At 53.7% G+C, this 23,492-nt stretch carries 18 protein-coding genes; 11 read left to right on the forward strand and 7 right to left on the reverse strand.

Annotation, left to right across the window (positions count from 1 at the left end):
• Positions 1-26: 26 nt before the first annotated feature.
• Positions 27-779 carry a CDGSH iron-sulfur domain-containing protein gene (locus tag INF32_RS03765; protein WP_226387072.1) on the forward strand — a complete coding sequence of 251 codons (753 nt, stop codon included), beginning with the start codon at positions 27-29 and terminating at the stop codon, positions 777-779.
• 91 nt (positions 780-870) lie between these two features.
• On the opposite strand, the gene INF32_RS03770 is transcribed toward INF32_RS03765, so the two are convergent.
• From INF32_RS03770 to INF32_RS03780, 3 genes are all read right to left on the reverse strand, one after another.
• Positions 871-1,857, reverse strand: a complete 987-nt coding sequence (locus INF32_RS03770) for an aldo/keto reductase (RefSeq protein ID WP_226387073.1) — start codon at positions 1,855-1,857, stop codon at positions 871-873.
• 36 nt (positions 1,858-1,893) lie between these two features.
• Positions 1,894-3,681: a translation elongation factor 4 gene (lepA, locus tag INF32_RS03775; RefSeq protein WP_226387074.1), complete on the reverse strand. Its 1,788-nt coding sequence runs from the start codon at positions 3,679-3,681 to the stop codon at positions 1,894-1,896.
• Positions 3,682-3,814: 133 nt separating this feature from the next.
• Complete coding sequence (locus INF32_RS03780; RefSeq protein WP_226387075.1) at positions 3,815-4,483, reverse strand: aspartate kinase family protein; 669 nt, start codon at positions 4,481-4,483, stop codon at positions 3,815-3,817.
• 197 nt (positions 4,484-4,680) lie between these two features.
• Here INF32_RS03780 and INF32_RS03785 point away from each other — a divergent pair, with 197 nt between their 5' ends.
• The 5 genes from INF32_RS03785 to guaA all read left to right on the forward strand — a co-directional run bounded on the left by INF32_RS03785 (position 4,681) and on the right by guaA (position 12,225).
• Entirely contained in the window at positions 4,681-5,997 is a 1,317-nt protein-coding gene (locus INF32_RS03785; RefSeq protein WP_226388098.1) for an aspartate kinase, read from the forward strand.
• Entirely contained in the window at positions 5,991-7,148 is a 1,158-nt protein-coding gene (gene lysA, locus INF32_RS03790; RefSeq protein WP_226387076.1) for a diaminopimelate decarboxylase, read from the forward strand. Before INF32_RS03785 ends, lysA begins: the two co-directional genes overlap by 7 nt.
• Before the next feature lie 70 nt (positions 7,149-7,218).
• Positions 7,219-8,118 (forward strand): DMT family transporter, encoded by a 900-nt coding sequence (locus INF32_RS03795; protein ID WP_226387077.1) that lies wholly within the window; start codon positions 7,219-7,221, stop codon positions 8,116-8,118.
• A gap of 90 nt (positions 8,119-8,208) precedes the next feature.
• A complete protein-coding gene (pheT, locus tag INF32_RS03800; RefSeq protein ID WP_226387078.1) occupies positions 8,209-10,671 on the forward strand; it encodes a phenylalanine--tRNA ligase subunit beta in 2,463 nt (820 codons plus the stop codon).
• A 24-nt stretch (positions 10,672-10,695) separates the two neighbouring features.
• Positions 10,696-12,225 (forward strand): glutamine-hydrolyzing GMP synthase, encoded by a 1,530-nt coding sequence (gene guaA / locus INF32_RS03805; RefSeq protein WP_226387079.1) that lies wholly within the window; start codon positions 10,696-10,698, stop codon positions 12,223-12,225.
• A 318-nt stretch (positions 12,226-12,543) separates the two neighbouring features.
• Here the strand turns inward: guaA and INF32_RS03810 are convergent, their stop codons facing one another.
• The 4 genes from INF32_RS03810 to glmS are packed head-to-tail and all read right to left on the reverse strand — an operon-like array spanning position 12,544 to position 19,342.
• Positions 12,544-13,836, reverse strand: a complete 1,293-nt coding sequence (locus INF32_RS03810; RefSeq protein WP_226387080.1) for a serine hydrolase domain-containing protein — start codon at positions 13,834-13,836, stop codon at positions 12,544-12,546.
• Positions 13,833-16,349 carry a beta-N-acetylhexosaminidase gene (locus tag INF32_RS03815; RefSeq protein WP_226387081.1) on the reverse strand — a complete coding sequence of 839 codons (2,517 nt, stop codon included), beginning with the start codon at positions 16,347-16,349 and terminating at the stop codon, positions 13,833-13,835. The genes INF32_RS03810 and INF32_RS03815 overlap by 4 nt, the downstream gene beginning before the upstream one ends.
• Positions 16,342-17,505 (reverse strand): exo-beta-N-acetylmuramidase NamZ family protein, encoded by a 1,164-nt coding sequence (locus INF32_RS03820; protein WP_226387082.1) that lies wholly within the window; start codon positions 17,503-17,505, stop codon positions 16,342-16,344. Before INF32_RS03820 ends, INF32_RS03815 begins: the two co-directional genes overlap by 8 nt.
• On the reverse strand, positions 17,498-19,342 hold the full coding sequence (gene glmS / locus INF32_RS03825; RefSeq protein WP_226387083.1) for a glutamine--fructose-6-phosphate transaminase (isomerizing): 1,845 nt from the start codon (positions 19,340-19,342) through the stop codon (positions 17,498-17,500). Before glmS ends, INF32_RS03820 begins: the two co-directional genes overlap by 8 nt.
• Positions 19,343-19,429: 87 nt before the next feature.
• On the opposite strand from glmS, the gene mazG reads away from it, so the two are divergent.
• From mazG to INF32_RS03850, 5 genes are all read left to right on the forward strand, one after another.
• A complete protein-coding gene (mazG, locus tag INF32_RS03830; RefSeq protein WP_226387084.1) occupies positions 19,430-20,221 on the forward strand; it encodes a nucleoside triphosphate pyrophosphohydrolase in 792 nt (263 codons plus the stop codon).
• Positions 20,222-20,245: 24 nt separating this feature from the next.
• Positions 20,246-20,761 carry a gamma carbonic anhydrase family protein gene (locus INF32_RS03835; protein WP_226387085.1) on the forward strand — a complete coding sequence of 172 codons (516 nt, stop codon included), beginning with the start codon at positions 20,246-20,248 and terminating at the stop codon, positions 20,759-20,761.
• Between the two features lie 35 nt (positions 20,762-20,796).
• Positions 20,797-21,837, forward strand: a complete 1,041-nt coding sequence (locus INF32_RS12095; RefSeq protein ID WP_226387086.1) for a sensor histidine kinase — start codon at positions 20,797-20,799, stop codon at positions 21,835-21,837.
• On the forward strand, positions 21,828-22,592 hold the full coding sequence (locus INF32_RS03845; RefSeq protein ID WP_226387087.1) for a LytR/AlgR family response regulator transcription factor: 765 nt from the start codon (positions 21,828-21,830) through the stop codon (positions 22,590-22,592). Before INF32_RS12095 ends, INF32_RS03845 begins: the two co-directional genes overlap by 10 nt.
• A gap of 152 nt (positions 22,593-22,744) precedes the next feature.
• Positions 22,745-23,392, forward strand: a complete 648-nt coding sequence (locus INF32_RS03850) for a hypothetical protein (protein ID WP_226387088.1) — start codon at positions 22,745-22,747, stop codon at positions 23,390-23,392.
• Positions 23,393-23,492 lie beyond the last annotated feature (100 nt).

The raw sequence follows: 23,492 nt of genomic DNA on the forward strand, positions 1-23,492 counted from the left end.
GTATCTTGTATCTAAATCCGACAGCCATGAGTAAAGAACAGATCGAACAGGGCTCCGTGCCTGCAGACAGAAAATTCCGTATCAGAGTCGATGCCCAGGGACCCTATCTCGTTTTCGGCCGGCCGCCACTGAGTCAGCAGTTCATTGTACCGGACGGGGATGGTGCCAGCTGGAATTTTCAGCCCGGTCGAAATTTTCCCATGAAGGAAGAACCTACGGCATTGTGCCGTTGCGGACATTCGAAGGATAAACCCTATTGCGACGGGGAGCATCTGCATGCCGAATGGAATCCGGAATTGACCGCTTCGGAACATCCCCTGCAAGAGGATGCCGAGGTGTTCGAAGGCCCTACACTTTCCCTTTCCGACAATGAAAGCTATTGTGCATTCGCCCGCTTTTGCGATGCGAGAGGCAGGGTGTGGAATCTGGTCGGAGAATCGGATGATCCTGCGGCCCGGGAAGCTACCGTTTGGGAGGCGAACCATTGTCCGGGAGCCCGTCTCAGTGCATGGGACAATCAGACGCAACAACCTTTCGAGCCTCGTTACGAGCCGAGTCTGGGGCTGATCGAAGATCCGGCCATCCGTTGCAGTGCAGCGCTTTGGGTGCGGGGAGGCATTCGTATTGAGCGCCCTGACGGATATGTTTACGAAATCCGCAACCGGGTCGCTCTTTGCCGATGCGGAGCCTCTTCCAATAAACCGTATTGCGACGGAACGCATGCTTCCGTCAAATTCAGAGACGGGCTGGGCGGCGAACCGAGCGGTGAAAAATATTGAGCGTCGGACGGTTGTCGGTTATTCCGGCATGCATCAGAATGGAAAACGGCATGTGGAAAAGGGGGCGATTCACCCCCCCCTTTTTTTATCGTTATCGGGCGAGTATCTCGTCGATGCGGCCTAGTTCATCGCTGCTGAACGTTCGGTTGCTGAGGGCGGCCAGATTGTCCGAGAGCTGCTCTTTCGAACTGACACCGACCAGTACGCTAGTCACACGATTGTCGGTCAGTTGCCATGCGATCGCCATTTGGGCCAGCGTCTGTCCCCGGTGCAGGGCCATGTCATTCAGGGATCGGACTTTTCCGATGTTTTCGGAGATGAACTCTTCGCTGAGTGAACCATGGCGCGAAGCGCGGGAACCGGCGGGAATGCCGTCGAGATATTTTCCGGTCAGAAGCCCCTGCGCCAGCGGAGAGAACGAGACGCACCCCACTCCTTCGTCCCGCTGGGCTCCGAAAAGCGAATCCCCCGTCTCTCGGACCAACATCGAATAGCGGATCTGGTGGGCCAGGCAGGGCGTTCCCAGGTCGCGGAGGATACCTGCGGCCCGCACGAACTGTTCGACCGGGTAGTTCGAAAGAGCCGCGTACAGAGCGCGTCCCGACCGGACGATGTAGTCGAGGGCCTGCATCGTCTCCTCCAACGGCGTGTGCGGATCGTAGCGGTGCGAGTAGAAAATGTCCACGTAATCGAGCCCCATGCGGCGAAGGCTTTGATCGCAACTCGCCACCAGATATTTGCGGGAACCCCAGTCTCCGTAAGGGCCTTCCCACATGGTGTAACCCGCTTTCGTGGCAACGATGACCTCATTGCGGTAGGACTTCAGATTCCGGGAGAAAATACGGCCGAAATTGGTTTCCGCGCTTCCGGGGGGAGGTCCGTAGTTGTTGGCCAGGTCGAAATAGGTGATCCCCCGGTCGAAAGCCGAGAGGACGATCTCTTCGTTGCGGGCAAAATCGTCGCCGTCGCCGAAGTTCTGCCACAGGCCGAGCGATATGGCCGGCAATTTGATTCCGCTGCGGCCGCAACGGCGGTATTCCATTCCGTCGTAGCGGTTCTGGGTCGCTTCGTATTGCATGGTATGTCGTTTTTATGAGAACACCGCTGTACGTGGTCAGTCCATTTTCAGAACGGCGAGGAACGCCTCCTGCGGAACTTCCACATTACCTACCTGACGCATGCGTTTCTTTCCTTTTTTCTGCTTTTCGAGCAACTTCCGTTTTCGTGATATGTCGCCTCCGTAACATTTGGCCGTCACGTCCTTGCGCACGGCCTTGACGGTTTCCCTGGCAATGATCTTGGCACCAATGGCTGCCTGGATCGCAATGTCGAACTGCTGACGGGGGATCAGTTCCTTGAGTTTTTCGCACATCTTACGCCCGAAATCATAGGCATGGTCGCTATATATGAGCGAAGAGAGGGCATCCACCTGCTCCCCATTGAGCAGAATATCCAGCTTGGCCAGTTTGCTCAGCTTGTAGTCCGTCATGTGGTAATCGAAAGAGGCATAACCGCGCGAAATGCTTTTCAGCTTGTCGTAAAAGTCAAAGACGATCTCGGACAGAGGCATGTCGAAATTGACCTCTACCCGATCCTGCGTGATGAATACCTGGTTTTTGAGAATCCCCCGTTTGTCGATGCAGAGTTTCATTACATTGCCCAGATATTCGGTTTTGGTAATGATCTGGGCCAGGATATAGGGCTCGTCTATGTGGCTGATTAACGTGGGCTCGGGAAGTCCCGACGGGTTGTGCACGTCGATCACTTCGCCTTTGGTCGTATGCACTTTGTAGGAGACGTTCGGGACGGTCGTGATGACATCCATGTTGAACTCTCTGTAAAGCCGCTCCTGAATGATTTCCATGTGAAGCAGACCGAGGAAGCCGCACCGGAAGCCGAAGCCGAGGGCCAGCGAACTTTCGGGATCGAACGTCAGTGAAGCATCGTTCAGCTGCAGTTTTTCCAGCGAGGCCCGCAGGTCCTCGTACTGGTCGGAATCTACGGGATAGAGCCCTGCGAAAACCATCGGCTTCACGTCTTCGAATCCTGCGATGGCTTCGCTGCACGGGCGGTCGATATGCGTCACGGTATCCCCCACTTTCACGTCGGTAGAGGTTTTGATGCCGGAAATGATGTACCCTACGTCGCCGGCGCGGATTTCGTCGCGCGGACTCATTTTCAGTTTCAGTACGCCGATCTCGTCGGCCGTATATTCGCTGCCAGTATTGAAGAACTTCACCTTGTCGCCTTTCCGGATCGTCCCGTTGAATACGCGGAAATAGGCGATGATTCCCCGGAAAGAGTTGAATACCGAATCGAAGATCAGCGCCTGCAACGGGGCCCGGTCATCGCCTTTCGGGGCGGGAATACGGTCCACGATCGCTTCGAGAATCGTATCGACCCCTTCCCCCGTCTTGCCCGATGCAGCGAGAATCTCTTCCCGTTTGCAGCCTAGCAGGTCCACGATCTGATCCTTGACTTCTTCCACCATAGCAGCCTCCATGTCGATCTTGTTGAGCACGGGAATGATCTCCAGATCGTGCCCCAGAGCCAGGTAGAGGTTCGAAATGGTCTGGGCCTGAATGCCCTGTGTGGCATCCACTACCAACAGCGCCCCTTCGCAGGAAGCGATGGCACGCGATACCTCGTACGAGAAGTCCACGTGTCCGGGAGTGTCGATCAGATTGAGAATGTACTTTTCCTCTCCGCGCACGTATTCCATCTGGATGGCGTGACTCTTGATCGTGATACCCTTTTCCCGTTCCAGATCCATGTTGTCGAGCACCTGCGCCTGGAGTTCCCGTTCGGAAAGGGTTTTCGTCGTTTCCAGCAGGCGGTCGGCAAGTGTGCTTTTGCCGTGGTCGATGTGGGCTATGATGCAGAAATTACGTATGTTTTTCATGTGAGTGGCTTAATCGGCGCAAAGTTAAACAAATTTGCGGTTCCTGAAAAGAGAGTGCCTCACCCCGATCATGACAAACAGGCTTCCTCTCTCCCGTTTTCCGATACGGAAAGCGGGAGATGACCGGAGCTGTTTAGAAGCTGGCCTGTCGTTTGGCCTCCATCAGAATGGTAAAGGCACGATGAATGTCCTCGTCGCTTACCACTACCGTAAATTCGTTGGTCGTGCTGATCACTTCCGAGATATTGATGTTGTCCCACGCCAACTCTTTAAATATATAGTAATACACACCGGGGCAAACCGTATTTTCCGCAGGCAGTTTGACCGTGATGGACGAAAGGTTGTGGGTCTGGGCGATATTGTGTTCGCTTGCGAAGATTTCATCGACCAGTGGCACGATCGTGTTGCTCACCACGAGCGTCGTTTCATAGATTCCCTGCGAAAAGGTGCAGAAAACGTCTTTCATGCTGCGCACCCGATCGAGCAGAGCAGCCTGCCGTTCGTAGAGCGTGGGCGAATTGACGAATGCGTAATCCGCCAGATTGGAGCGTACGATGATGTCGCCGATATTTTCGACCACTTTCTTGAATTTCATGGCGGACATCAATTCGAGCCGCGGGACCAACCGGTTCAGAGCCATAATGACGGCACTATCGTTGACCTCTTTCCCGACTTTCTTTTCGATTTCGGGTTTGAGTTGGCGGGCCAGTGCCGAGAGATTGACGAGCCCTTCCACCAAAGCCCCCTCCAGAAAGGGCTTCTTTTTGATGACTTCTTCTACTGCGTTGGGAATGGTTAACATAAGGAGCGGTTAAGGTTACGGATTATCGTTTCGGGTTAAAATTATGCTTCGGATTGTTACTTATGTGCGATTTTTTACCCCTTTTAAGGATGTTGCAAAAAAAATACTTTTTTTAAAGAAAAACAAACATTTTAATGTACTTTTGCGAAAAGCAAACAAAATTAAAATATTTTTAACTTATTGTTCCATTTTGTATGATTAAGGTTTTGAAGTTCGGAGGCACTTCCGTGGGATCGGCAGAGAATATGCGGAAAGTGGCCCTGATCGTAAAGCGGGAGGGGGCGAAAATCACGGTGCTGTCGGCCATGTCCGGAACAACGGACGCGCTGGTCCGAATCGTGAAACTGGCCGGAAAGAAAGGCCCTCTGGACCCGATCGAAGAGGAGCTGGCAATGCTGTCCGAAAAATACACGACCTGCATCGAAAACCTGTTGCGCAGCCACAAGGAAACCGCATTGGACCGGATGAACGAAGCGCTGAAGACGATTCGTCGGGAGGTATCCGATTTCCGAGGGTCTGTTTCCGAACGTATCATCATAGCCCGGGGCGAATTGCTGACTTCTGCCATATTCACCTATTATTTGCAGGAACTGGGGATGAAGGCCGAGCTGCTTCATGCTCCCGGATTCATGCACACCGACGGAGAATCGAAAGTGGATACGGGTCTGTTGAAGGAAAAACTGTCAGTCCTGACCGCCGGAGATGCGGATACCTATTATATAACCCAGGGATTTATTTGCAGCAATGCCTCCGGCGAAATCGACAATCTGGGCCGAGGGGGAAGCGATTATAGCGCGGCCCTGATGGGTGCGGCCATCGGTGCCGGAGAGGTGCAGATATGGACCGATATCGACGGAATGCACAACAACGATCCGAGGTTCGTGGAAAACACCTATCCCATTCGACGGATGAGTTTCGACGAAGCGGCCGAGTTGGCTTATTTCGGGGCAAAAATCCTGCATCCGGCGACCATTCAGCCCTGTAAGGATCAAGATATTCCCGTGCTGCTCAAAAATACGATGGACCCGGATGCTCCGGGCACGACCATTTCCCATGAAGAGGATACGCAGCGTGATTTCCATGCCGTTGCGGCCAAGGACGGCATCACGGTGATCCGCATCTATTCGACCCGGATGCTGATGGCGTACGGTTTTCTGAGGAAGGTATTTGAAATTTTCGAGGAGCATAAGACCCCGATCGACATGATTACCACTTCGGAAGTGGCTGTATCCCTGACTATCGACAGTGATTGTCATTTGGATGCGATCGTCCGGGAACTCAATGCGCTGGGAACGATCGAGATCGAGCGGAATAATACGATCGTCTGCATCGTGGGCCACATGGACCATACCCAGACGGGATTGGCTGCCCGGATCATGGAAAGCGTGGCGGGTGTGCCGATAAAAATGATTTCTTATGGTGCCAGCCATCGGAGCATCGCCATGCTGGTGGAGACCCACTATAAAAAAGAGATATTGCAAAGCATTAACGACAAACTGTTTATCCGATGTTAAGCCGTAAGATCGCCGACAGACTGGCTGTCTATCCCACTCCTTTTTACCTGTACGACATTGACCTGCTCCGTGAAACCTTGCGGCGGGCAGTTGGAGAGTCGTCCCGGTACGGTTACAAAATACATTATGCATTGAAAGCCAATTTCGATCCCCGCATTCTTCGCGAAGCGTTGCAAGCCGGCTTGGGAGTCGATTGCGTCAGCGGCAACGAAGTCCGGTATGCGATCGAAGCGGGGTGTCCTGCTTCGGGAGTCGTGTATGCCGGTGTCGGGAAGAGCGACAAGGAGATAATGTACAGCCTGGAACAGGGAATTTTCGCATTCAACTGTGAATCCCGGCATGAATTGGAGATCATCAATGAGTTGGCTGCCGGTTTGGGAAAGGTGGCCAGGGTGGCGTTGCGGATCAATCCAGACGTCGATCCGATGACTCACCGCTATATCTCCACCGGTCAGGCGGACAGCAAGTTCGGCATCTCCTACAAGGAGATCGAGGAAGTGGCCGCCCGGTTGCCGGAGCTGAAAAATATAGAGATCGTAGGTCTTCATTTCCATATCGGATCACAGATCAGGGAACTGCGTGTGTTCGAATATCTCTGTCTGCGGGTCAATACGCTGTGGCAGTGGTTCACGGATCACGGTTTCCGGCTGAAACACGTCAACCTGGGGGGCGGTCTGGGAATCAATTACGATCAGCCGGAAAGCGAACTGGTTCCCGATTTCGCCACCTATTTTTCCATTTTCAATGAATATCTGAAAATAGATTCTTCGGTGGAAGTCCACTTCGAACTGGGCCGTTCGCTGGTGGGGCAATGCGGGGAACTGATCTCCAGAGTGCTGTATAACAAGGTGACGGCGGGAGGGAAAAATGTGGCCATTGTCGATGCCAGCATGACCGAGTTGATCCGCCCGGCCCTTTACCAGGCTCATCATGCGATAGAAAATCTGACTCCGGGGGCCGGAGAGACGTTATACACCATTGCCGGAACGGTGTGCGAATCGTCGGATATCTTCGCCCGGGATGTCCGGATGCCCGAACTGAGGCGCGGCGATCTTGTTTCGATCAAGTCGGCCGGAGCCTACGGCAGTGCCATGGCTTCGCGGTACAACCTGCACGATCTGCCGGAAGCCGTTTACAGCGATTCGTTGTAATCGGATTTTTCCTTACCTTTGCCCGCGTTCGGCGGCGGACGACCATCCTCGCCCCGGACGCGGGTGATTTATGTGGTTGCTGTTGGCTTTCGGTTCGGCATTCCTGCTGGGATGTTACGACCTGTTCAAGAAAGGAGCGTTGCAGGGGAATGCGGTCGTTCCCGTACTGTTTCTCAATACGCTGTTTTCTTCGTTGATTTTTCTGCCGCTTATAGCCGGCTCCGCCTCCAGCTGCGGATGGATCGAGGACACTCTCTTTTTCGTTCCTTCCGGTGACTGGCAGGCGCACGGACTGATTCTGTTCAAATCGGTGCTGGTGCTGACCTCCTGGCTATTCGGATATTATGGAATCAAACACCTTCCCGTTACGATCGTGGGGCCGATCAATGCCACTCGTCCGGTCATGGTGCTGATTGGGGCCATGATGTTTTTCGGCGAGAGGCTCAATCTCTGGCAATGGATCGGCGTGTTGCTGGCCGTGTTTTCCTTCTTCCTGCTGAGTCGATCGGGGAAAAAGGAAGGCATTGATTTCCGGCATAACCGATGGATTCTGTTCGTCTTTCTGTCCACGCTTACGGGAGCGCTCAGTGGGCTGTACGATAAGTTTCTGATGGCGCGACTGGCTCCGATGTTGGTACAGTCGTGGTTCGCAGTCTATCAGTTCTTTATTATGGCAGCCGTGCTTTTCATCCTGTGGTGGCCCCGCCGTCGGGAGGGGGTTCCCCTGAGGTGGAGATGGAGCATTCTGGGGGTGTCGGTGTTTCTTTCTGCGGCCGATTTTCTCTATTTTTGGGCACTCAGTTACGACGATTCGATGATTTCGGTCGTCTCCATGATCCGGCGCTCGAGCGTGATCGTCTCGTTTGCCGGCGGAGCGCTCTTTTTCAGGGAAAAGAATCTGGCCGGGAAGGCGGTCGATCTGGCGCTCGTGCTCCTGGGTATGGTCTTTCTCTATGTCGGGTCCCGTTAAGGCTCTCCGAAGTCGATTATTCCCGCTTTATTGTTTTTGAAGCTGGGAACTTTTTCGTATCTTTCGCAGGTTTTTAAACTTTTACGAACGATGAAGATTTCCTATAATTGGCTCAAGGATTATATTGAAACGGATCTCTCGGCGGAGGAGATGTCGGCGATCCTGACCTCGATCGGTCTGGAGGTGGAGGGGCTCGAGAAAATAGAGTCGGTGCGGGGCGGACTCGAAGGCGTCGTGGTCGGCGAAGTGCTGACCTGCGAAATGCACCCCGATTCGGACCATCTCCACATCACGAGTGTCTCGGTCGGTGGCGAAGAGCCTCTTCCGATCGTCTGCGGGGCTCCGAATGTGGCCGCCGGGCAGAAAGTGCTGGTCGCCACGGTCGGAACAACGCTCTATCCGAATGGCCAGGAGGAAGGGTTCAAGATAAAACGGAGCAAGATACGAGGCGTCGAATCGCTCGGTATGATTTGTGCGGCGGATGAACTCGGCATAGGGGAAGACCATTCGGGCATCATGGTCCTGGAGGATTCCGCTGTGGCGGGTACTCCGGCCCGTGATTATCTGAAGCTGGAGGATGACTACCTGTTCGAAATCGGTCTGACTCCCAACCGGGTGGATGCAGCCTCGCATTACGGGGTGGCTCGTGATCTGGCAGCCTATCTGCGGGTGAACGGCCGGCGGAGCGATTTGAAGAAGCCTTCGGTGGAGGCGTTTTCCGTCGACGGCCATGAAAATCCGGTTCAAGTGACCGTCCGGAATCCGGAAGCGGCTCCCCGATATGCAGGAATCACGGTGACGGGCGTGAAGATCGCCCCTTCGCCCGAGTGGCTGCAGACGCGACTGAGGGCCATCGGTATCCATCCCAAAAACAACGTGGTGGATATAACCAATTTCATCCTGCATGAGTTGGGACAACCTCTGCACGCTTTCGATCTGGATAAGATCGAGGGAAAAGAAGTGGTGGTGAGAACCTGTGAGGAAGGCACGCCTTTCGTGACACTGGACGGGGAGGAACGCAAGCTTTCCTCCCAGGACCTGATGATTTGCAGTGCAACCCGGCCGATGTGCATGGCCGGAGTCTTCGGCGGACTCGATTCGGGTGTGAGCGACACGACATGCAATGTCTTTATCGAGAGTGCTTACTTCAACCCCGTCTGGGTCCGGAAAACCGCCCGGCGGCACGGGTTGAACACCGACTCTTCGTTCCGTTTCGAGCGGGGAATCGACCCCGACAATACGATCTATGCCTTGAAACGGGCGGCCCTGCTGATGCGGGAGCTGGCCGGAGGCCGGATATCTTCGGAAATCGTGGACATTTATCCGGAAAAGATAGGGCCGTTTCGTTTCGACATCTCCTATGAACGGATCAATGCGTTGATCGGGAAGGAGATTCCGCAGGAGACGGTTCGGGCTATTATCCGGGCGTTGGATGTGACGATCGAGAAAGAGGTGGACGGCGTGCTTTCGGTAGCCGTCCCCCCCTACCGGGTCGATGTACAGCGTGAGGCGGACCTGGTGGAAGATATTCTCCGCATATACGGTTACAACAACGTGGAAATTCCCCTGCATGTCAACTCGACGCTGTCCTATGCTCCGAAGCCGGACAAGGACAGGCTGGTGAACAGCGTGGCGGATTTTCTGACTTCCAACGGTTTTGCCGAAATCATGTGCAACTCGCTTACGAAAAGCGCTTACTACGAACAGTCGGAGACCTGCAAGGCCGAAAATTGCGTGAAGATACTCAATCCGCTGAGTACCGACCTGAACGTCATGCGCCAGACGCTGTTGTTCGGTATACTGGAGACCGTCCAGTTGAATGTGAACCGGAAAAACGGCGATCTGAAGTTGTATGAATTCGGCAACTGTTACTGTTACGACCCTTCCAGGGCAGACGAGGGCGGATTGGCTCCTTATAGCGAGAGCTACCGTCTGGCCGTCGCCATGACCGGGGCGGCCGGAGCTCCGTCGTGGAACCGTAAGCCGGAGCAGGTCGGTTTTTTCCAGTTGCGGGCCGTGGCTGAAAAGTTGTTGCGCCGTTTCGGAATCGACATCTATGCTTTGAAATCGGACTCGTCCGAATCGGACCTTTTCGGGGAGGCGGTGGTCTTTGCGATTAACGGAAAAGAGCTGATGCGGATGGGGACGGTGTCCCGTAAACTCCGTGGCAGTTTCGATCTGAAGAACGAAGTATACTATCTGGAGATGAATTTCGACGTGTTGTTGCAGGTCGTTAAACGTCATAAGGTGACGGCAGAAGAGCTTTCGAAATTTCCGGAAGTGAAACGGGACCTGGCTCTGTTGGTGGACAAGGATATGACCTTCGCCCGTTTGCGCTCGATCGCGTTCGCAACGGAGAAGAAACTGCTCAAGAGCGTGTCCCTGTTCGACGTATACGAAGGTGACAAACTTCCGGAAGGTAAGAAATCCTATGCGTTGAGTTTCATTCTGGAAGACAAGACCAAAACGCTGACGGATGCGGTGATAGACAAGGTCATGAACAACTTTGTCAACCAGTTCGAACGCCAGGCAGGTGCCGTCATAAGAGCTTGAAAATACGAACCCAAAGATAATTTTATGCAGAAAAAGATTCTGATACTCGATTTCGGGTCGCAGTACACCCAGTTGATCGCCCGGCGGGTGCGGGAACTGAATGTCTATTGTGAGATACATCCGTACAATAAAATTCCCGAGCTGGACGATTCGGTCCGGGGGGTGATTCTTTCGGGAAGTCCCTTCTCCGTGCGGGACGAAAAGGCTCCCCGGGTCGACCTGTCCGCCATTAAAGGGAAACTGCCTCTGTTGGGCGTCTGTTACGGAGCGCAGTACCTTTCGCACTATTTCGGCGGAGAGGTGATGCCTTCGGCTACACGGGAATACGGCCGTGCCATGCTTTCGGTGAAAGATGCTTCCGATCCTCTGATGAAAGACCTGTCGGTTAAAACACAGGTTTGGATGTCGCACGGAGACACGATCGGGAAAATTCCGTCGGCTTACCGGATCATCGCCAGCACGGATGACGTGCCGGTGGCGGCCTATCATATCGGAGGGGAACAGAGCTGGGGTATCCAGTTTCATCCGGAGGTGTACCACTCTACGGAGGGGAAACAACTGCTGAGGAATTTCGTGGTGGATATCTGCGGGTGCCGGCAGGACTGGACTCCCGATTCGTTTATCGAAACTACCGTCAGCGAGTTGAGAGCCAAGGTGGCCGACGATAAGGTCGTGCTGGGGCTTTCCGGCGGAGTGGATTCTTCAGTCGCGGCCGTTTTGCTGCACAAGGCTATCGGACGGAATCTGATATGTATTTTCGTGGATATGGGCCTGCTGCGGAAAGATGAGTTCGAAACGGTGCTCGAATCCTATAAGAATATGGGACTGAATGTGATCGGCGTGCGGGCCGGGGATAAGTTCCTGGCCGATCTGAAAGGAGTGACCGATCCCGAGAAGAAACGTAAGATCATCGGACGGGATTTCATCGAAGTGTTCGACGAAGAGGCACAGAAACTGAAAGATGTGAAGTGGTTGGCTCAGGGAACGATCTATCCCGACGTGATCGAATCCATGTCGGTGAATGGTCCGTCGGCAACGATCAAGTCGCACCATAATGTGGGAGGCCTTCCGGAGAAGATGAATTTGAAGATCGTGGAACCCCTGCGCCTGCTCTTCAAGGACGAGGTGCGCCGGGTCGGTCGCCAGCTCCAGATTCCGGACATGATTCTGGGGCGCCACCCCTTCCCTGGTCCGGGGCTCGGAATCCGCATATTGGGCGAGGTGACGGCCGAAAAAGTTCGTATCCTGCAGGAGGCGGACAAGATATTCATCGACGGCTTACGGGAATTCGGGCTTTACGATAAGGTCTGGCAGGCGGGAGTCGTTCTGTTGCCGGTCCAATCCGTAGGCGTCATGGGAGACGAGCGGACCTACGAAAACTGCGTGGCTCTGCGGGCCGTGACTTCGACCGACGGCATGACTGCCGACTGGGTTCACTTGCCTTACGAATTTCTTGCGAAGATGTCGAACGACATAATCAACAAGGTAAAGGGAATCAATCGCGTAGTTTATGACATCAGCTCGAAACCGCCCGCAACGATCGAGTGGGAATAGACAAAGATAGAGCAGAAGCGAACGGACCTTATAAGACAGGCTCGTTCGCTTTTTTATTCGGCGGAAAAATTTTGTCAGGACATACCTCCCATTATAAAGCACTTTTTTTAAATACGATATTGATTTTTCGGTATTATACAGTGTAATTTGCACTGCAATGCCCGAGAGGCGGAAACGGCTGGAATATATCCCGGAAACCGCATTGACGCAATACTGGAGTGCATGGAAAGATTATTGGGATGCTCGGTCCGGAATATGTTGATCTATCCCATCGAATCAAAAAGGGCATTGTTTTTCAATGCCCTTTTTGATTTCCGATCATTCGAATGACTTTTTCAATTCTTCCCACAATTTCGTACGCAGGCCCGACGCGATCAGTCCCCGATTGGTCCGGGACGGATGGACCCGGTTGCTCAGAAAAACCAGAAAAAGGTCCCGGCCGGGGTCGATCCAGATCATCGTTCCGGTGTAGCCCGTATGGCCGAATCCGTCGTACAGGGGGGAGGACGGAGCCCTGCGGTCGAACCCGAGCGCTCGGTAGATTCCTTTCGGGCGAAGCGGTGATGAAGTGAACAATGTGACCGTTGCGGACGAAAGTATCCTTGTTCCCCGGTAGACCCCCCGGTTGAGAATCATTTCGCAGAAATGGGAAAGATCGCTTGCACACGAAAAGAGACCGGCGTTGCCTCCTACGTTGTCGGACAGGGCAGCCAATTCATCGTGGGTGTATCCGCGGAGCGGGCCCCGGCGCATGAGCAGATCGTTTTCGGTCGGGACGATGTGCAGGCTGTCTTTCCATTCATAGGGACGGAATCCCGTGTTATGCATATCCATCCGGTCGTACAAAGGACGGACGTAACGGTCCAGCCTCTGTCCCGTGATCCGTTCGATGACCATTTTCAGCACATGGAAATTCAAGTCACTGTACAGGTAGCGTCCCCGGTTGGCCGGCCGATAACTTCGGACGATTTCGCCCGTGAGCAGGGTGTCGACCGCAGGATTCACATAAAGCCGGGAGCAGACCGTCCGGAACCCCTTTTGGGGAGTGGCTGAGAGGAAAAGGGAGTCGGCGACCATATTCCGGCACAGGTAGGTGGATTTGTCCACATGGAAAGGATAGTCTGCGCTTCGGCGATAACTGAGCAACGGATCGCCGCAGGGATTCCTGTACAGGATTTTGTAGGGCTGGATATTGGTCAGGCCGGAAGTGTGAGTGAGTAACTGGGAAAGCATGATGCCGTCTACGACGGTTCCCCGGAAATCGGGCAGATAGTCCCCTACCCGCTTGTTTATGTCGATCTCTTTCCTGTCGTACAAATGCATGACTGCCAGCGTGGTGGCGACTATTTTCGTGCAGGAAGCCAGATCGTAGAGGTCTTCGGTACACACCGGGATCTTCCTTTCCGCATCCTGATGGCCATAGCACCGTTCGAACAGTAGGCCGTTCCGGTTGCCGATCGCTACGGACGCTCCGGGATAATAGCCCCGGTCCAACCCTGCACGCATGACGGAGTCTATGTACCGGTCCAGTTTTTCTGGCAATTGTTTGCCCCGTACCGGCAGAAATACCAGCAGACACAGAGCGATCAGAGTACAGGAACGTAAGTTCATAGTTTTAGCGGTTTGATCTTCAGGTCCTGGATGGCAACGGCATTTTCACCGTTGCCTTCGCTCGTCGATACGATACGCAGGACTTTGACGGGAATCTCAGGATAAATAACGGCACGCCCGGCCGACAGCGTATCCGCTTTTCGGAAAGTCTTGCCGTCCGGACTGATTTCCACGAATCCTGAAATGATGTGGTATCGCGGCATGTGATGCAGTCCAGTTGCAACTTCCATACTACGGCACTCCACCGGTTCCCGAAACGTAAAAGTGAATGAGTCTCCCGCATGACAGGTTCCACGTGTCCGCGAATAACTCGTATAGTTGTAATCGGTTGCATTCCTGAAGGGGAACCGGACGTTTTGTGGCAATGTGGAGGTGAGAATGACCGCCGGTTCTATGTACGGAGACGGCGCGAGTTCGAATATCAGCCTGCAAGGTTTGGGATCGTTGTTTTTCAGCGTGACGGACAACTTGCCGTTTCGGTTGCGTGCGTCTGCGTACAGACGCATCCGGTGGAACGGATTGATTCTCCATCCATGCCGGATGATGGTGTAGGTCGTGTCGGGTGAAGCGACTTCCATCCGGGTGACCACCACATCATCACAGGGAACGGGAAATCCCACGTACCATAATCCGTTGCGGTCGATCATCTCATGCAGCGGAAACGTTACGGTCAGTGTAGCTGCACTGTCGATGTGGATTTCGCGGCGTACCGAAGGCGTGACGGAGCCGCTGCCCCGTCCCAGATAGAATGCTTTGAACAGATATTTTTCGGGAATCGTATCCTGTATGGGTTTCGAGTACAATAGTGAAGACGCGTCGGGTTCCTGTCCGTCCGTCGTGTAGCGGATGACTGTCTCCGGTATAGGGGCAGATGCTGCGATGTTGCCCTTATGGTAAGAGACTTCCGGAGGGAACATGCGGAAACGGATACCCATGGAGGCGAGCCTGGCTAGATGCTTTCGGACAAGGCGTTCCCGGAAATCGTGCCATTCCCTCGTGTCGGAAGGGCTCCAACCGACCTCCGCAAGGGCGCAAAGTTGCGGATAGTGCTGGAATTCCATGTAACCGTCCGGATTGGAGAGCCCTAATTCGCTCCAGAAGGCGGCCTCTACACCCTCCACCTGCTTCATCTGTTCCGGAGAAAAACCTTCGGAGGAAAAGTGGAACGAGTAGGTCCGTTCCGCATTTACCATGCCGGCCCAGATGGCTCCCGGTTCCGTCGGAGCCTCCCGCATGTCGAGATAAAAATAGGGGCCTGGCATAACGACGGTACGGTATCCTTTTCGGGTGACTTCCCGGCAGACCTCCGTACTTTCCCATCCGTATATCCGTTTTCCCTGCGGTGTGAGGCGGCCGCTGCGAACCGATTCATTCCATACGGCCATCTTTTTGCCGCGGGCTTGCAGTATTTTACCGAGCCTTTCCGTGAAATGATCGGCTATCTGACTTACAGAGGGGCGCTTCCCGTGCATCAATCTGCGGCAATCGGGGCAGGCCTTCCACTGAGACGACTCCACTTCGTCTCCGCCGATATGGATATAGGGAGAGGGGAAGAGATCGCAGATTTCCCCGAGAATGGCTTCGAGCATCCGATAGTTCGATTCCCTGGACGCGCACCACACGTTGCGACGGTCGTATCCGGCCTCCGTGCTGTCTACCGGGCCCCGGCAAAGAATCTCGGGAAAGACCCGGGCGACGGCCCGGCTGTGTCCCGGCAGGTCGATTTCCGGGATGATTTCGACATTGCGGAAACGGGCGAATTCGACTACCTCCCGAATCTCTTCCTGTGTATAATATCCTCCGTATTTCCGTGTCCACTCTCCGTAAATGGCCTTCACGGGTGAGTCCCCGCCGCGAAATCCGGCCGTCCGGGCCAGTTGCGGATAACTTTCGATTTCGACCCGCCATCCTTCGTCATCGGCTAAATGCCAGTGGAATTTATTGATTTTATGGTGTGAGAGCCAGTCTATGTAAAGTTTCACCCGATCAATAGGAATGAATGTGCGGGCCACATCCAGCATCATGCCCCGATAAGAAAAACGGGGATAATCTTTGATTTCGACACATCCGATTCGGGGATACGGAGATGCCGTTCGGCGCGTATAGACCGTTTCGGGCAACAGTTGCAATAGTGTCTGAATGCCGTTGAACAGCCCTCCGCGATCTTTTCCTGTCAGGTCGACTCCTCTACGGGTGGCCGAAAGCCGATACCCCTCAGCTGGAAGGTCGGCCCGGGGATTGACGGCCAACACAATCGCATTGGCAGCCGGCGGCTGTACGGTGATGGACAAAGGCGTCCCGACCATCGGGCTCAGGTATTCATTCAGATAATCGGCGAGAGGAAGACTTACGGAATCGACTGCCACAATGACCGTTGTAGGGGTGATGGAATACCCTCCTTCCGTGACGGTCATCCGAACCGGAGCCGGAATGATATTCGGTACCCGGGCCGATGTATTTCCGCTGAAAAACAGCAAAAAAAGGAATATTGTATGAAGTTTGACTTTATTCATCGTACAACAAGTAAGGCTTGCGCTGTTTCTTGAACCGGACTATGCCTTCGGACCACATCGCTTCGATCTCTGCCGCATTCTTGCCTGCCTCGATCATCTCCCGAACATAAGAGACCCCGATGAGCTTTTCGAACATCGGATTGAAAAAATGCTCTTTATCCGGCATCTGCCGATAGGCTTCGATCACATATTTCAAATTTATTCCTTCCTGGATGATCTTCTCATCGCAAGGGGCGTGACGAAGATCGACCCCGAAACAAACTTTGTCCTTGAGGGGAGGATTTTTGGCTCCTGACAGACTGCGGGGTGTGAATGAAAAGGTCTGCCCTTTCAGCATAGGATGTCCGAATACCTGGAACGGAAAATCCGTACCCCGGCCGACGCTGACAGGCGTTCCTTCGAAATAGCAGAGGGAGGGATAAAGATACACGGCCCGCATGTTCGGCAGATTGGGCGACGGACGGACCGGAAGTTCGTATCTGGTCTGATGGGTGTAGTGTCGGCAACGGACGACCGTCAGCGGACATTTGATGCCTCCGGCGAGCCAGCCCTCGCCGTTGATCATGCCGGCCAACTCGCCCAATGTCATGCCGTGGACGACCGGAATCCGATGCATCCCGACGAAAGAGCGGAATTTCGGATCGAGCAAAGGGCCGTCCACATAAAATCCGTTCGGATTGGGCCGGTCGAGCACGATCAGCGGTGTGCCGGTCTCCGCACAAGTCTCCATCAGGTAGTGAAGCGTGGAGAGATAGGTGTAATACCTCAGCCCGACGTCCTGCAGATCGAACAGCATGATGTCCACGGAGGCGATGTCTTCACGACGGGGTTTGCGATCGGCTCCGTAGAGGGAGATGACGGGAAGGCCGGTTTCGGGGTCTCGGTAGCCTGCCACTTTTTCCCCCGCATCGGCATGGCCGCGGAACCCGTGCTCGGGTGCGAAAACGGCCGTGATGTGGACACCCTCGGACAGCAGGGTATCGACAAGATGGGTACTTCCGATCAGCCCGGTGTGGTTGGTCAATACTCCGACCTTCTTCCCCTGAAGTAAAGGCAGGTACTCCCCCATTCGCTGGGCTCCCGTCACGACGGAATCCTGGCATGAAGCGGCCAGAGGAAAAAGCAGGCCGATGAAAAAGGCAAGTATTCTATTCAACGGTAACGGATTTGGCAAGATTTCGGGGTTGGTCTACATCACGTCCTTTATTGACAGCAATGTGATAGGCCAGCAACTGGAGTGGCACCGAAGCGAGAATGGGAGAAAGGCACTCCGTAACAGTCGGCACCTCGATGCAGTAGTCTGCTATGTTCCGGACTGTATGGTCCCCTGCGGAAATGACGGCGATTACCTTGCCTCCGCGGGCTTTGATTTCCTGGATGTTGCTGACGGTTTTTTCGTAAATGCTATCTGACGGAGCAATTACGATTACGGGCATCTCATTGTCAATCAATGCAATCGGTCCATGCTTCATCTCGGCGGCAGGGTATCCTTCCGCATGGATATAGGAAATCTCCTTGAGCTTCAACGCTCCTTCGAGAGCTGCCGGATAGTTGTAGCCGCGCCCCAGGTAGATGAAGTTATGACAGTAGGTGAATATTTTGGACAGGTCTTTGATCTGTTCGTCGAGCTCGAGCACTTCGCCGATCAGGGATGGCAGTTTCTGCAGATGACCGAGTATCTCCAGATACCGCTCCTCTTCGATGGTTCCCTTTTCTTTGGCAAGAGTGAGGGCAAGCATGGTCATGACCGTTACCTGGCCGGTGAAAGCCTTGGTGGACGCGACTCCGATCTCCGGTCCCACGTGGATATAGGCGCCCGAATCGGTCGCCCGCGCGATCGAGGAGCCGACCACATTGCAAATGCCGAAGATAAATGCACCTTGTCTTTTGGCCAGTTCGACGGCGGCCAATGTATCGGCTGTTTCTCCCGATTGAGACACGGCAATCACGACATCGTCCGGACGGATCACGGGGTTCCGGTAACGGAATTCGGAAGCATATTCCACTTCGACGGGAATGCGGCAGAGGTCTTCGATCAGATGTTCCCCTATCAGCCCTGCATGCCACGAAGTCCCGCATGCCACGATAATGATTCGTCCCGCATGAAGAAAACGTTCCTTATTGTCGAGTACGCCCGAAAGTACGACATGAGTTCCGTCGATATTCACACGTCCCCGTATGCAGTCGATAATCGTCCTGGGTTGTTCGTAGATTTCCTTGAGCATGAAATGGGGATAGCCGCCCTTTTCCAGCTGACTGATGCTCATCGAAAGTTTTTTTATGTCGAACTTGGCTTCGGCGTTGTTCAGGCCGACCACGCGGAGCGGCTTTCCCCGTTCGATCACGGCAATCTCCTCGTCGTTCAGATATACCACTTTGTCCGTGTATTCCACGATCGGCGTGGCATCCGATGCAAGGAAATATTCGTCGTTGCCGAGGCCGACCACCAAAGGGCTGCTTTTGCGGGCGGCGATGATGCGGTCCCGATTGCCTTTCTCGACCACGGCGATGGCGTATGCCCCGATCACTTCCCTCAGCGCCGTCTGTACGGCTTCCAACAGAGAGCACCGGTTGGTCTGCATGACATATTCGATCAGTTGTACGAGCACTTCCGTGTCGGTATTGCTGCGGAAACGGAACCCGTTTTGAATCAATGCCTCTTTCAGCAGACCGTAATTTTCGATAATACCGTTGTGGATCAACGCAAGGTTTTCGCTCTCCGAATAGTGCGGATGGGCATTCGCGTCGTTCGGTTCGCCGTGTGTGGCCCAGCGGGTGTGGGCTATCCCGATATGGCCCGCAATATCCTTCGACTCCGCGAAGCGTTCCAGCTCCGCTACCTTTCCTCTGTGTTTATAGACATTCAGATCGCCTTTTTCGTTGACGAGCGCCACTCCGGCACTGTCGTATCCTCTGTATTCCAGTCTGTGAAGGCCTTTGATCAGAACCGGGTAGGCTTCCCGGAATCCGACGTATCCAACGATTCCGCACATAATCTCTTTTCGATGATTTATCCCCGACAAATTTACCATTTTTGTCGTAAAATGCTACCTTTGTCAGGATAAAAACAGAAAACACTTATGGAAGACAGAAGGCTGGAGGCATTCGCCCGGTTGCTCGACATCATGGACGAGCTGAGGGTGAAATGTCCCTGGGACCGGAAGCAGACGTTCCAGTCGCTCCGGAACAATACGATCGAGGAGACTTACGAACTGGCGGATGCGATCGCCGACAACGACATGGAAAGCATCAGGGAAGAGTTGGGCGACCTGTTGCTCCATGTGGTGTTCTATTCGAAGCTGGGAGACGAACAGAATGCGTTCGACATCGGCGATGTAGCCAATGCGATCTGCGACAAACTGATTTACCGGCATCCTCACGTGTTCGCTGACGTTCATGCCGATACACCTGACGAGGTCATGCAGAACTGGGAGCAGCTGAAGCTGAAGGAGAAGCACAAGAAGAAAGGCGTGTTGGGCGGTGTGCCCCGCAGTCTGCCCGCCATGGTCAAAGCTTTCCGGATCGGGGAAAAGGCGGCCTCGGCCGGTTTCGATTGGGAGAAAAAAGAGGATGTATGGGCCAAAGTGAAGGAGGAGATAGGCGAGGTGCAGCAGGAGATGGACCGGGCAGGATCGGCGTCATTCGACAGGGAGAAACTGCAGGAAGAATTCGGCGATCTGTTCTTTGCCATGATCAATGCCGCAAGGCTCTACCATGTTGATCCCGAGTTAGCGCTGGAGCACTCCAACAAAAAGTTTATCCGTCGGTTCGGCTATATCGAAGACCGTGCGCAGGCAGAAGGAAAACCGCTCGGCTCGATGACGCTCGACGAGATGGAGGCCCTTTGGCAAGAAGCGAAAAAATCGGAATAGATACTTTAACAGGAGAGATACAAAATGGCTATTATCAAAAGTGTAAGAGGATTCGATCCAAAGATCGGGAAAAATACCTTTCTGGCAGAGAATGCCACGATTATCGGTGATGTGACTATCGGGGAGGATTGCAGCATCTGGTTCGGAGCTGTTCTCCGCGGAGATGTCAATACCATTACTCTCGGCGACCGGGTGAACATACAGGACGGTGCGGTGATTCATACGCTCTACAAACGCTCCCAAACGCATATCGGGAACGATGTTTCGGTAGGACACAATGCCGTGATTCATGGGGCCCGTATCGAAGACAAGTGTCTGATCGGGATCGGTTCCACGATTCTCGACAATGCGGTCGTAGGGACCGGATGTATCGTGGCTGCCAATGCTCTGGTGCTTTCGAACGCCGTGTTGGAACCCAACAGCGTGTACGCCGGCGTTCCTGCCAGAAAAGTGAAAGATGTCACACCCGAACAACGGAAGGAGATCATCGAGCGTATCGCGCACGATTACAGGATGTACGCATCCTGGTATAAGGAGTAAGCCGCAGCATGAGGTTCCCGGAAAGATACAGGATAGTGAGCATCAATTTTCTGATCTCCGTGGCGATCAGTCTGATCGTCAACTTCTCCTATTTCATTTTCTATCTGGGAAGCAACACCTCCGTAACAGGACATCGACCGCCGAGGGTGCCGATGGAGGATTCCAGTGTTTTTCTGATTCTTCAGGTGCTTTACTTTATCGTTTTGTCATTCATTCTGCTCTCCCTTACGACGGCCAATCTGCGCAAGAAAAGTTCCTCGAAATTCGTCGTTCAATTGCTCTACTGCGTATTGGTTTGTGTGGCGTTCTATTTCATCACACCCAACCTTACCCGCAGCGGAGAAATCGACATTCAGATGAACGCCCGGCGCATATTCAGCCCGATGCTGACATTGAAGAGTTGTTTTACGCTGATCGTAGCCGTGTTGTACGGCAAGATTTTCGAATTGGTTTATCAGAAACAGCATATAGTGATCGAAAACCAACTGCTGAAAAACGAAAATCTGCAAACCCGTTATAATATGTTGATTAACCAGATTAATCCGCACTTTTTCTTCAACTCGCTCAACTCGCTTTCGATGCTGGTGCGGGCGGGGCAGAACGACGGGGCGCTGACCTACATCGACCGCCTCTCCGACACGTTCCGCTATATCATTCAGAACGGAAGCCAGGGTCTCACCACGCTCGGTGAGGAGCTTAAATTTCTGGATGCCTACAAATACCTGCATGAGGTGCGCTATGCGGACAAACTGTTTTTCGACATCGAGATAGACGAAAACCTGAAACGATGGCAACTGCCTTCCATGTCGCTTCAGCCTCTGATAGAAAATGCCGTAAAACACAATAGCATAACCCGTTCCAGACCGTTTCATGTCTCGATTCGCACTCAAAGGGAATTTCTGATCGTTTCCAATCCGATCATTCCCAAGATTGATGCTCCGGGCAGCACGGGCATCGGGTTGAAAAACCTGTCGAGCCGTTATGTGTTGTTGACCGGCCGGGAGATTGTCGTGAAACGTTCGGCGGAAGAATTCTCTGTCGAACTCCCTCTGATACCGCCCCAGCCATGCGTGTGATTTTTGTAGAAGATGAAACCGCTGCTGCGGTCAATTTGAAAACGTTACTCGGGCAGGTGTGTCCGGACGCACAGGTCTTGGCCGTGCTGGAGAGTGTGACCGACACGGTGAAGTGGTTTCTCGAGAATCCGGTCCCCGATCTTGTGTTTATGGACATTCACCTGGCGGACGGCGATGCTTTCCGCATTTTCGAACAGGCCGAAGTCGCCTGTCCCGTGGTCTTCACGACAGCGTACGACCAGTATGCCCTGGATGCTTTCCGGGTAAACAGCATAGACTATCTGCTCAAGCCGATCAAGCGAGAAGACCTGGCGAGGGCCCTGGCCAAATTGAGTCTTTTTTCCAAAAATGACCGCAGTGAATATTCCGTCCGCGTAGAGCAAATGGCCCGTCAGCAGAATGAAAGACAACGCACTTTCCTGATTCATATAAAGGATAAGATCATACCTCTCGGCATTCAGGAGATCGCATTCTGCTACACCTGCGACGAACGGGTGACAGTCTACACGCTCGACGGCAGGGAACTGCCTATGGAGGGATCGCTCGACAGTCTGATGGGGTCGCTTCCGGAAACACTCTTTTTTCGTGCGAACCGCCAGTTCATCATTTCGAGGAAGGCGATAGTAGACATTTTCGTATGGTTCGGGAACAGACTGAGTTTGAATCTGGCTCTGAAAACTCCCGAACGGATTGTCATCAGCAAGGCCCGCGTACCCGAATTCAAACGCTGGATGACGGGTACACCTCGTAAATAGATCCGTTCTGAAACCGTTTCACCCCTCCTTCCGGCCGTTTGAGCGGAGAAAAGGGACGATTCGCCGTGAAACGGGTGCGTTTCGTATCGTCCCGGCTCTATCTTTGCAAACAGGATAGAGACAAACGATATCCGCATGAAAAACGAAAAAGTATGAAAACAGCGATGAAAACCGTAATGGCACTTGCTATGGTGTGCATGGCGGTCTCCGTCATGGCTCAGCCGCCCCGGGGAGAACGTCCTTCCCCCGAAGACCGGGCCCGGATGATGGCCGAACGGATGAGAAGGGAGCTTTCCCTGACCGACCAGCAGGTCGAACAGATCACCCGATTGAATCTGAATGCTTTCCGCACCCGGATGCCGCAGGATAGTATTGCCAGGAAAAAGATGACGGACGAACGGGCGGAGCAGATGAAGAAAATCCTCACTCCTGAGCAGTACGAAAAATGGACGGAACTTCGGAATACCCGCATGCGGCAGAGGGCAAGAATGACGCCCGAACAAATTGTCGCTCGCCGCGTCGCCCTGATGAAAAAGGAACTTGCATTGACCGACCAGCAGGCTGCCCGGATCGAACAGATGCAATTGGAGGCATGGAAAAACAGAAAACAGGAGGCCGAAAATCGGAAAAAAGAGCAGGTGGCCCGTCAGAACCAACTGAAAGACATCCTGACACCGGAACAGTATGCCAAATGGAGGGAATTACAGAAACAGCAACACCGGAATCGGGGTCCGAAAGACGGACACCGTCCGGGCGTTCACGGACCGCATCGTCCTGCCCCGGCAGACCATGCGGAATGACAGAAAAAAGGACGGAGACGACATCTCCGTCCTTTTTTACTGATGGGCCGTTCAGCCCCCGTTTTTGCCGTTTCACCCGAAAGAAAACCCGCATATTGCT

It is taken from the genome of Gallalistipes aquisgranensis, assembly GCF_014982715.1.
Taxonomy (GTDB): domain Bacteria; phylum Bacteroidota; class Bacteroidia; order Bacteroidales; family Rikenellaceae; genus Gallalistipes; species Gallalistipes aquisgranensis.